This window comes from Ruegeria sp. AA6 (assembly GCF_056542865.1).
Window position 1 is genome coordinate 1 of sequence record NZ_JBQGAN010000051.1, and the last position, 10,425, is coordinate 10,425.

The 10,425-nt window shown below is 52.0% G+C and carries 11 protein-coding genes; 2 read left to right on the forward strand and 9 right to left on the reverse strand.

Annotated elements, in window-relative coordinates; genetic code table 11:
* Positions 1 to 886: 886 nt before the first annotated feature.
* A complete protein-coding gene (locus tag ACR0LN_RS23420; RefSeq protein ID WP_480433124.1) occupies positions 887 to 1,147 on the forward strand; it encodes a hypothetical protein in 261 nt (86 codons plus the stop codon).
* Between the two features lie 530 nt (positions 1,148 to 1,677).
* On the opposite strand, the gene ACR0LN_RS23425 is transcribed toward ACR0LN_RS23420, so the two are convergent.
* Both ACR0LN_RS23425 and ACR0LN_RS23430 read right to left on the reverse strand, forming a co-directional pair.
* Positions 1,678 to 3,222: a ShlB/FhaC/HecB family hemolysin secretion/activation protein gene (locus tag ACR0LN_RS23425; protein ID WP_142638997.1), complete on the reverse strand. Its 1,545-nt coding sequence runs from the start codon at positions 3,220 to 3,222 to the stop codon at positions 1,678 to 1,680.
* A gap of 219 nt (positions 3,223 to 3,441) precedes the next feature.
* Positions 3,442 to 4,374: an SdiA-regulated domain-containing protein gene (locus ACR0LN_RS23430; RefSeq protein WP_142639638.1), complete on the reverse strand. Its 933-nt coding sequence runs from the start codon at positions 4,372 to 4,374 to the stop codon at positions 3,442 to 3,444.
* 182 nt (positions 4,375 to 4,556) lie between these two features.
* Here ACR0LN_RS23430 and ACR0LN_RS23435 point away from each other — a divergent pair, with 182 nt between their 5' ends.
* Positions 4,557 to 5,315, forward strand: a complete 759-nt coding sequence (locus tag ACR0LN_RS23435) for a DUF4956 domain-containing protein (RefSeq protein ID WP_480433126.1) — start codon at positions 4,557 to 4,559, stop codon at positions 5,313 to 5,315.
* Here the strand turns inward: ACR0LN_RS23435 and ACR0LN_RS23440 are convergent, their stop codons facing one another.
* The 7 genes from ACR0LN_RS23440 to ACR0LN_RS23470 form a co-directional block, all read right to left on the reverse strand.
* Complete coding sequence (locus tag ACR0LN_RS23440; RefSeq protein WP_480433128.1) at positions 5,316 to 6,257, reverse strand: metallophosphoesterase family protein; 942 nt, start codon at positions 6,255 to 6,257, stop codon at positions 5,316 to 5,318.
* A complete protein-coding gene (locus tag ACR0LN_RS23445; protein WP_480433129.1) occupies positions 6,247 to 7,680 on the reverse strand; it encodes a hypothetical protein in 1,434 nt (477 codons plus the stop codon). The genes ACR0LN_RS23440 and ACR0LN_RS23445 overlap by 11 nt, the downstream gene beginning before the upstream one ends.
* Positions 7,681 to 7,699: 19 nt before the next feature.
* Positions 7,700 to 8,344, reverse strand: coding sequence for a protein-tyrosine phosphatase family protein (locus ACR0LN_RS23450; protein ID WP_170710078.1), 645 nt, complete (start codon positions 8,342 to 8,344; stop codon positions 7,700 to 7,702).
* 120 nt (positions 8,345 to 8,464) lie between these two features.
* On the reverse strand, positions 8,465 to 8,638 hold the full coding sequence (locus ACR0LN_RS23455; protein ID WP_170486445.1) for a hypothetical protein: 174 nt from the start codon (positions 8,636 to 8,638) through the stop codon (positions 8,465 to 8,467).
* 42 nt (positions 8,639 to 8,680) lie between these two features.
* Positions 8,681 to 8,986 carry a hypothetical protein gene (locus ACR0LN_RS23460; protein ID WP_170710079.1) on the reverse strand — a complete coding sequence of 102 codons (306 nt, stop codon included), beginning with the start codon at positions 8,984 to 8,986 and terminating at the stop codon, positions 8,681 to 8,683.
* Between the two features lie 53 nt (positions 8,987 to 9,039).
* Positions 9,040 to 9,654: a hypothetical protein gene (locus ACR0LN_RS23465; RefSeq protein ID WP_480433131.1), complete on the reverse strand. Its 615-nt coding sequence runs from the start codon at positions 9,652 to 9,654 to the stop codon at positions 9,040 to 9,042.
* 55 nt (positions 9,655 to 9,709) lie between these two features.
* Positions 9,710 to 10,171 (reverse strand): hypothetical protein, encoded by a 462-nt coding sequence (locus tag ACR0LN_RS23470; RefSeq protein ID WP_480433132.1) that lies wholly within the window; start codon positions 10,169 to 10,171, stop codon positions 9,710 to 9,712.
* Between the last annotated feature and the right edge of the window lie 254 nt (positions 10,172 to 10,425).

The following is a 10,425-nucleotide window of genomic DNA, read 5'->3' on the forward strand; positions in this document are numbered from 1 at the left end:
AAAGAAGGGCAAAGATGGACGACTTTTACGCCGCCCGCAGCAGGGTTATCCCGCCGCTACCGTGGTCGACTTTCTCACCGCCGTTCTCACGTGGGTTTGGTTCGTCCCTTCCACTGGAAATCCCAGCAAAACTGGGATCGAACTGTCGGGCATCAGACCGTATGATAACGCAATTGGCACGAGGCCGACGGCAGCAAGCAGAAGGACTATTCTAGCACTCATGGAGGACTCCTTCTCGTAGAGGTTTCGCTTTTTTGCGAAATTCCTAGTCGGTTTTTTGGGGCATCCGATGATTCGAGCCGGATGCCCAAACAGCACTCAGAAAGGCATATTGTATGCCTCATTAACCTTCTGAGAGATGACACCTTCGGTTGATGTCTATTCGTCAACTTAACCTTGGTTGGAAACCAGCTTCCCACTCGGAAGAATTCCTCTAAGGCTTCAAGATGTGCCTGGCGCTACTGCTGCTTTCGTTTGACCGAAATAATGCAGCCAGAGTGTTTTGGATGCCGAGCAGGTACATCCCGTGCCATTGCGTCTACGTTTCCGAGGTGCCGCAACGCTCCGTTGTTCAGCAACACGCCTCGTCCAGCATCATACCGGCGCTGTCCAAATCCGCTGGCTACGCACTCCCAGTCTTCCTTGGCTGCCGCGTCGCGGAATCTCGGTAGGTCGTGCGGGTCATGTCGTCCAGGTGTTGCTGCGACGTGATCGTGTTTCTTCGCATTACTCTGGTGGGTTACATGGTGGGTCACTTGTGTTGTGCCAGGTTGCTGGACAGTACCGGTTGTCGGCCTCGGCTTGGGGCGCATGATTGTCACGACGCCTTGAGGTTTCGGATGCCCTGGGACGGCCACGTGAGTTGCCGTAGGTTTTGGTGTCAACTGTGGAACCTGGCCAGGAACCGCCGTGGGAACCTGATTGGGGGTTGCTGTTGGGACAAGCGGTGGCGTCGCTGTTGTACCGCTGGGTTGCGGAACACGGCCGGGCACTGCGACCGGAATTTGGTTTGGTGTTGCAGTCGGGACGAGCGGTGGCACAGCAGTTTGACCGGTGGGCTGAGGCGGAACCTGACCAGGAACTGCGACTGGTATTTGGTTTGGTGTCGCGGTGGGCACAAGTGGCGGCACCGCTGTTGGGCCGGTAGGTTGAGGCGGAACCTGGCCAGGGATAGCTATCGGAACTTGATTGGGAGTTGCAGTCGGAACTTGCGGCGGCACCGCGGTAGGCCCGGTAGCCAATGGCGGAACCTGATTTGGAACGGCTGTCGGAACCCGGTTTGGAGTCGCATTTGGAGTCAAAGGCGGAGCTAGGGTCGGCGCTACTACCGGCGTGGGAACCTGACCGGGAACCGCTATTGGTGTCGCGATAGGAACCTGACCGGGAATTGCGTTCGGAACCGCGCCCGGCGCAAGGACTGGAACAGTAACGGATGTGGGCGTTTGCTGGGTTCCCTTAGGCGGCAACTGATTTGCTACCGGCTGAGTTGGGCCGGTAATTTGATTACCTGTTCCTTGCCCACCGGCCTGCCCGCATCCTTGGCTTGACTGGTGAGGATTCCCCACGCCACGGCACCACCCGTAGTGATTTCCGCCGGCAACGACCTGTGTAGCGGCCAGTTCTGCAATCAAACAAGCTGTTGTAAGTAACGCAATTCTGTTCAGTTTCATAACATCCTCACCAACTTGTTGTCAGAGCAAGATACGCGCCTGGGTCGCCCGAGTCGGTCAGAGGACCGTCTCTCAAAGGGACGCCAACGTATCCGGATAGGAATAAGTTTCGCTTAAACTCGATGTCCAGCCCCAACCCGGTCGATGCCAGTGTTGCACTTCCCACTTCGAAACTGGCGGGATCATTATTCGAGATGTAACCAACGTCGAAAAAAGCGAAGGGCGTCAGACGATTTACGCTCTGCGAGCTTGGGAAATAGGAGTGAGATACTTCGAAAATCGCGGAAATCCCTGAATCACCATCCACTTCGTCAAAGCGGTATCCACGCAACGCATAACGATCACCAAGGAAGTACTCTTCGACAGAGGGTAACCGGTCTGTTGTGTACTGACCCCAGATCTCTGTCCGCCAAGCTGTGTTGGGCGATAAGCCCGGTAGGGGGCTTTCATATCCGATGCCGCCCCTCAAATGCCAGAACGAAGAGTCCCCGTCATCAAAATTCGCGTCTGTCGTGTCGTTGTCATTGTCACCAAAAGATAAGGTTAGCCCCGCTTCCAGAGCTTGTCCCTTTGGATAGTTTTGCCCGTAAAGATATGTAAGGCCAACGACACTCGCGTCACTGGATAGTGGAACGCCACCACTGACTGAATCCGCTTTTGAAAGGCGATAGTCCAGCAGAAGATATCCATAACGGGCTACATCTCGGATCACGGGGTAACCCATCGCGACTGTGAAGTTCTCGCCGTCAATATCTGTTCTCGCAAAGTCCCCTGAGAGGTCACGTTTTGCGTTTATGTTCCCGTAGAAGATCTCACCGTACAGACCATTGCTGTTCAGCGGCGTGCGATAGGTAAGAGCGCCCCATAAAGAGTGCTCATCGTCTTTGTCCCAATTATAATTGCCTGATCCCTCAAATCGCAGCATATCCCCAACGGTCAGCGTTGAATAAAACTCTTGCACGACATAGAAGCTTAGCGCTTCTCCAAGCTCACGCGGAGGGTTGTCGAGTGTCGCACTACCGGCTTGTTTTCGCAGTGGCTCTCCCAATACTCTCAGCCGAGCACCAGCCTGATCCGGGTAATCAAGTTCGGTCGACAACTCCAAGTCAGGTATGTCCTCGGCTAGCATAACCGCCCGCTCAAATCGTTTCAGCGTTATGGGATAGGAGGTGGTGAGGGGCTGAAAAATCTTCTCTAGGGTTTGGAACGTGCGCGTATCTACACCTTCAATTTCGATGGTTTGAATGCGCCCTTCATCAACAATTATGCTCTGCCCATCGGGGCCGGGCCAGGCCTCAGCCAAGAAGTAACCGTCTTCTCGGTAGATCTGCGTAATCGTTGATGCGACATCCACTGCTGTGATGCGCCCTGACCGATCAAAAGCCAACTGACCGGCAAACGTTAACAGCTCATCCGTATCATATACCGTTACGCCGCTGACAGAGTGCTGTGATGCGATGTCCCAGGTTTGGGCAATGCTGTATTTTGGAACTGCAACAAAGGCCACTAAAGTGCAAATGATCGCAATTACAACCGAATTGGATACGGGCATTATCGATAACCTTAAGGTGACTGAGCATGTTGAAGCCCAACGTTATTACATGGTTCGCATGTGTGAACCTGACGCTATTCGAATATATTGATGGGTGATGTTTTTTAGAAACATATCGAACAGAGCGCAGATTTACTTAATATGCTGCACATAAGACGGCACTCATTTACACAACCCCGCTTTTCTACCACGCAGAGTAGAGAACTAGTAGGACAGTCCTCACAACTCCGGTTGCTCAAAAACATAAAGCCGCGATTTCTTGGCATCATCTGTCAGGATATAGAGAAGCCCTCTGATCTCATCGAGAGCGATCCCTTCGGGATGTTTAACTTCTTTTTGTTTTCCATCTTCTGTGAACGTCAAACTGATAGACTTTACGGACTTGGATTCTGGATTGTAGATGAAGATCTGACGGCCTTTGTCACTCACAATCCAAAGAGAACGCGAGGACCGGGACCATGCCAGGCCGCTCAAATCCAGTTCATCATCATCTACACGCTCGGAGATAAAACCTGCATCGCGGGCTAAAGGAATGATCTCAATAATTTCGTCTAGCTCTGGCGATAACACCATTAACAACCTTGGTTGTCCCTCAATGCCAACGAAGACCCGCCCGGATTCCGGGTCAACGGCGATACCTTCGGGTCCCTTATTCAAAGGGTTGCCGACGAGTAATTCAGCGGCGGTCGGGTAACCTTTAAGAGATGCGAGAGGTATTGTCGTCAGTTGAATGGGGTCAGTTGGGTGAACGACTAGGATTGATCGGTCAGTTTCTTGAAGCACCAAAACAGACCCATCTTTTCGAGGTGCAACACCCTCCAAATCTGATCCTGCCAATGCTGGCAACTTGAAAGAGTTTCCTAATACCCCGTCGACTCCGAGTAGGTGCAGTTTAGGTTCGGCATCACTTACAGACCACAAGAAGCCTTCAGTGTTAGACATTGCCAAACCGGAAGGCTCTGAAAATCCCTCTGATTTGTCTGCCACCTTGAATTTATCGACCAGAACCAAACCAGCACTTTCGGCGTAGGCAAAATCGGTCCAAGGCAAGAAGGCTGCCGCAACCAAGCTGGCCGTAAAAGCGAGTCGTCTAAGTTTGCAGAAACACCGTGAAATTGTAGGTTTTGACGGAAACACTTTGTTTTCTGCCATTCAATTTTCTCGCGCTTGGACCATATCCTTGTATCAGCGTTCGTATCACAGTCCGGACGCGATGTCCGAAGAATGCACGGTAATCTCTTTACCTGATCCCGCCTGTTGCGATTGAATTGAATAGGGCACGATGTGCCTTTGGTGAAGCGTAAGCCTTTGGCGTGAGCAGGAAGGAAGACAAGTTGAATACGACCCTCACATTTGTGACCGTGTTGTTGATGCTGCTGTTGCCAGGTGCTGCGGTGTCACAAGTCGACCCTGCGACGATGCTGGCCGGGGCTTCGGAATCGGAAATTCTCATCGAACGCCAGTGGACGCAGTTTCGTGGCAAACAGGAACTGTATTTCTTTACTCTCGATGTGATCGTCACGATCATTCTGGCTGGCTTGATCGTCTATCATCCGGTGAGACGTAAAGCCCGTAGAAGTGTCAGCGATATCGTCATGCCGCGACTGTTCTTCCTTTATGCGCTTGTCGGCATGGCGGTTGGGTTTCTAGTGGTTCAGCACGGGTCAATGATCGGTTTTGTCATATTTGGAATCGGAGCGTTGCTCAGGTTCCGCTCCAATCTCGATGATCCGGTGGACACTGTCGAAATGATAATCGTGACTGTTCTTGGTCTTGCGGTCGGTTTGGGCTTGCCGCTGATGGCCACACTGGTGGCGGTTGTATGTTGGTGTTTCATTTGGCTCGGTGGGCGAAACAAGGGCGTGGAAATTTCGCTCAAGGCTTCAAACGAAGAGCACTCATTGAAAGTCAGCGGGGACATTGAAGCCATGGCCGCAGACGCTGGCTGGAAGCTGGTCAGAAAACACCACGTCCCCGGAAAGTCTCGCGTCTCATTGCTTTTCATCACCTCGGGAGGGCTTTCAGAAGCCCGGATAGAAGAGATGATAAACGATCTGGTCCCTGATAAAGTTGAGCTGAAACTCAACCTCTAGTCATTTCACAAGGTCCAAACGTTTCAACACTGCATTCGGGGATCTGATCTCTTCCGGAAGCGACTTGAAATTTACCGACCTTTCGAAGTCAGGTCCTCGATATACTGCTATCCCAAATTTTCCGTTTGGCTGGAACGTAACATGAGTGAAGCTGTGAGGTGATCTGGCTTTTGATCCGATAAGCCGTCGCGGGCCACCTCCCAAACAAGCTTGGGAGACGTAAGTAACACCATCTTTCCAACCCGGATAGAAGGCATGATGGTGGCCTGACAGATGCAGAACCACACCGCTTTCCAAATAGATTTTTTCAAGTGTTGGGTCACCGATGATTTCGCGTTCACGCTTGATCGCGAAGGGCCAAAGTGGGAGGTGACTGAAAGTGACAATCGGGTCTCCACTTGTACCCAGTTCCACAAGTCGGTCCTGCTGATCGCCGGACAGCGGCCCTAGGGTCGTAGCATCCAGAGACGCAAACGTAATGCCTTGCATCTCAAATGCGTAGAAGAACGGGTAGTCATCTGAAACCAGGAAGTCGACGTCTGGCTTTCTCAGCGTCCATTCCTCTGCGTATATTTTTCTTTCACGCTCGAACCCTCGGTAAGCGGAGGCGTCATGGTTTCCCGGCGTGACCGCAAACGGAATTCCGGCAGCCGTTAAAGGATCTGATACCGCCTCATGAAACGCTTTCCACATTTCCCTGACCTGTTTGTCGGACAAGTTGGGAATGCGCTGTCCCGCAACCATATCTCCGGTCGAAATAACCAGATCTGGATCAATCTCGACTATCCGCTCAATCGCCTTGTCGACGCGGGCATCGTATTTTACCGAACCGTAGCTTCCGTTCAGATCCGATATGACGATGACATCCAATGCCGCGGCCTTGCAGGCTAGCAGAGCTGTCCAAATGCACGCCGCAAAAAGGGTAGAAAGGTTACGGGTCACTACAGTCTAAGGCCTCTTGCTCGGCGTCGCTTGTCAGAAAAAATGCGGCGGGATCCAAATCGAATATCAATTCACCATTTGAACAATTGCTCTGGAGGATGGACGTTGCCAGCGCGGTATTTTTGACGACTTGTGCAATCTGACTGTCTGACAGCCCAAGGCTTTGCGACAGCCAGTTATAAACCGGGCCTTGAGTTTGAAGCTCACTATTCAGCGCAACCAAGCGTCGGTATGTGCTTGGAGAGAAATGCCGCATTTTCTCTAGCATTTGAGTAGATTTCGCGAAGTTGGCATACTCGACACGCCCGCCAGCATCGTTGTCGTTTAGATTGCTGCGACGGATCAATAACGCGTCGGCGGGAACGTCTCCATCGTTTGGCTCATGGTGCTTGGCTTTCTTATGCTTCAGTTCTCCGTCTTCGACCCAATACCAATAGGGTGTGAAGTCTATGTTTCCTACGCGGTCCTGCTGGCTAAAGATGAAATCGAGGAGTACAATCTCGGTAAGTTCTTGCATCCAAAATGCCATCTGTTGGTCGCTGACATCGGGACCGAGATCCTTGTTGATCATCCGGTCTTTTCGTCCTTCTCTGACGCCCTCTGCGATTGCCTCTGACAATGGTTTTGAAGAACGCAAAGCCAAGAAAGCAGGAGTTTCCTGAAAATCGCGGTTCTGACCTTTCCCCCAACCAGATTTACGGGTGCCGTTGATTTCCGAGCCGTATCGATGGCCAGGGCTATCAAGCAGCACACCGTATATTTGCGTTCGATCTGCGGTGAACAGATCGTCGGTTGGTTGGTATGAGTTCGGGTCAGCGTCCGCAGCTGCAAAGACCCGCCAGCCTTCATGGTTCATGCGCCCGCCGCGAGAGCCACCAGAAATCGCAAGGCCAGGCTCTGCGACCTCTGAAAAATGCGCCTGGGCGTCCATGCTGCGCCAAACGGCGACAGGAACTTTGACAGTCGTGTCGAAATATCGGGAGAAATGATAGTAAAGCAGCGACGAGGTGGAAAAGGTTCCACTGGTGCCCTTTTGGTTCATGGTGGATTTGAATTTGGCCACCCTGTCCTTGGCCAGATCTTTTGCTGCCTTCCCCTCTTTGCAAGCGTTTCTCTCGAATTCAGAACGGTTCCCCACGTAGGGTCCTTCCGAAATATCGTAGACGGCCATTCCTGGACTGGTGCTCCAGGTTTTAGGACAAATAGCAATTTCGGAGGCATAGAAATCGATCTCGCAATAGGTAGTTTCTTCCTCAAGATCGCTTTTCTTATACTCGCCCGTTGGAACTTTTTCGATCCGAATACAGCGTTCAGTAACGCCGTTGGGACTATCAAATGTCGTGGCTTCACCGATAACATCGTCGTTCGCCCACAAGACAGTGGGCGCAATGAGAGCAAGTGACCACAGAAGATTGAACTTCATTTGGATAGTCCTCCCGGTATCATTTAGGGCAAATCGCTGCCTGTTGTTCGGTGGAGATCTTCAATTTGGGGTCGACGCTGAAGTTGGAGAACTTTGAATCAATCCACTGGTCGCATCCGCCTGAACATGGGGCCCCGTTTCGGGCATCATTCCAATATTCCTTGGCCCTTTTCTCCGTCCAACCGCAAAACTGAACGAGCGCCATTGCCGACAATGCACCCGAGGAATGAACGCCCCACATGCAGTGCACCAGGACAGGACCCTTTCCAGGGTTTTTAATCACCTCGTGTATGGACGCCATGACAGCATCGGGTCGGGAGGATCTGGCGCCTTGATAGTCAAAGGATCCGTTTCCGCAACTGGTGCGACCGTATTCAGTGTTTTTGCCGAAGTCCGCATAAAACCCGGTTGAAAACCCCTCATCACACAAAGCTTCGCGTTGTCCTTCACTCAGGCCCGTTCGCCCCTTGTCGCCGCCTTTGAAACCGGAGCGATACAACACTCCGCTCAATACGGGTCGAAAGAAAGCGACGCCATCAACACCTCCATCGCCGCCCTTTGATAGCATTTGACTGTTGCTTGGACCGCCGTTTCGGCTTGTTACGTCAGAATTGGCAGCGGTTGCGAGAACACCAATGAATATGAGGGACGTCAAAAACCGCATGTCAGTTCCTTTCTTTTCTTGAGCACTTGATGGTTACACTCTTCCGACCTGATAATCTCTCGGAAGGGCTAGTTCACGATAACCATTTCAAGTGGGCGATTAGCTTTCCGCTGTGAAACTTTAAATCGGCCACACCAGATTGATGATAAAGACGACCACGAAGTAGGCCAGAAAAACTTTCCAGTTCAATTGGTGTTTGTTTTCTTCGTTGATCACGCCGGCCGATTTCATTGCCAGGTTTGTGATAACTAGAGCGGCAATGATGACCGCCGCATGTGCCAGGTCGAAATGCAAACTAGAGCTCCCTTATGCAGATGTTAGCTAGATGAAAATGTGTCAGCAGTCACCTGATGGCAGCATAGCTACATCTGAGTACCTTCCGTCAGATGTCGTGATCCGAGCACATGCACCAGTATCCTTGTTAAACCAGTACGAGGTCAGCCCTTCGCTTCGGATGAGTTCAAACCCGAGACTTTGAATACCCATTTCAGCTTGGCCCGCTCTTGCCCCTTCAAATGACGAAAGATCGCTAGAACTGCCAACAGTTGATGCACTTGCATCCACCGAACCGCTACTCTCATCACATGCTGCAAGCGCCGAAATGCACATTGTGCCGATCACCAATAGGACCTTGGGTTTCATCTGTTTTTCCCTCGCTTTTTTGGACTTGCGTTCCAGGGTTTCTGATTGATCACCTATTCAATTCCGAAAATGACGTTGTAGTCGACAGAAGAGTTGCTGCGATTGATAACCTCCACAACATGATCACCGGATTGCCAAAGCTGTCCTCGATACTCCTTGTCCGCCGACATCAATCCCAACAGTTCAGATCCATCGGGGTTGCGAATAACGTAGTCCAAGGAGCCATTTCGCGGAGCAACGCGAACGTAAAGGAACTGTTCGTTTTTAGCACCTAGAGCATACTGCTGAGACGCTCCGGGCGCGAGTTCACCAACGAGTTCTGCGCCAGTGGAACCAGAATCAAATTTGACGCGTTGGCTACCAGTATACCCGGCGGCGCCTGCCATGGCTCCACCGCCATCATCCATCGCTTCGACAACCGACATCTCGCCGATGCTTCCATCCTTGTACGCGATGCAACGCCAAAGTGTTCCGCCTGCGTCACGTAACATGACGAGCGTGCCCGCTTCTGAGAACTCTGAGCTTTCAATCGTACCTGATTGACCGTCTGGTCCTCCAACCTGTCGCAAATGATCGATACACGCATCGTCTGCTTCAGACATTGCAAACGAAGCCGTGCCTGCGATTGCGAACATGGGTGTGAGGAGTTTGAGTAAATCGAGTTTCATCAGATGGTCCCTTGCTGGCTAATCCTTGGAGTTTTGTTCCGTGCAAAGCGGAACCTCACTTCGTTTCTCGTAACTTTGACAGAAACTCGTCGCATGCCTGTGCGCTGCCGACGATCTCGTCCGTCGTTTCAATTCCTTGCAGTGACGCCATTTCAGAATTTACGCGGTTGAGGATCTGATCCGCTTGCTCGGCGGTGATCAGGTTCTCGGCTTGTGCTCCTTTCAATGTGGTGCAGACACCGGCGGACAAGCCTGTCGCAACGCCGACACCCACCGCGGCCCCGCCACCCAAGGTCATCGCCCCAACCACGCCGAGGACGAGCCCGATCACAATTCCCAAGATTACTTTTCCCATGTTTTCCTCCCTTTTGGTGAGAAAGAGTTCAGCCACCACTACTGGCGCAATCTGCGTGCCCATCTGCAAATCATGACCAGCGCCAACAGGTTGAGCATCGGTGCAATCGCCGCAAACCAAGGCTTGGCTGACTCCGAGACCAAGTCCGCTAGAAATATCCAAGGCAGTCCCAACGGCAAAAGGAACACCCCGGACAAAGGGTCTTGTTCCTGTCCCAGCCAGCCAAATGTGCCTGTCAAGAATGCAATCAACGCCAACAGGTAAAGGATCGCAAATACGATGGTGGTTATTCTACAAACCAAGTCGAACTATCCTAAGACCGAGACAGTGCTGCGCAGCCGATTTCAGCTACGCAGCAGACAGGTCACAATGCGCCTTCGTCGCCCAGGAACTCGATTCCAGCCGTTGCGCCATCA

What these genes read in the sequence shown, in the direction of transcription:
- ACR0LN_RS23430 (WP_142639638.1), bottom strand. Translation starts at nt 4,374, where the DNA reads ATGGCAGAAAACAAAGTGTTTCCGTCAAAACCTACAATTTCACGGTGT.
- ACR0LN_RS23425 (WP_142638997.1), bottom strand. Translation starts at nt 3,222, where the DNA reads ATGCCCGTATCCAATTCGGTTGTAATTGCGATCATTTGCACTTTAGTG.
- ACR0LN_RS23460 (WP_170710079.1), bottom strand. Translation starts at nt 8,986, where the DNA reads ATGAAACCCAAGGTCCTATTGGTGATCGGCACAATGTGCATTTCGGCG.
- ACR0LN_RS23445 (WP_480433129.1), bottom strand. Translation starts at nt 7,680, where the DNA reads ATGAAGTTCAATCTTCTGTGGTCACTTGCTCTCATTGCGCCCACTGTC.
- ACR0LN_RS23450 (WP_170710078.1), bottom strand. Translation starts at nt 8,344, where the DNA reads ATGCGGTTTTTGACGTCCCTCATATTCATTGGTGTTCTCGCAACCGCT.
- ACR0LN_RS23465 (WP_480433131.1), bottom strand. Translation starts at nt 9,654, where the DNA reads ATGAAACTCGATTTACTCAAACTCCTCACACCCATGTTCGCAATCGCA.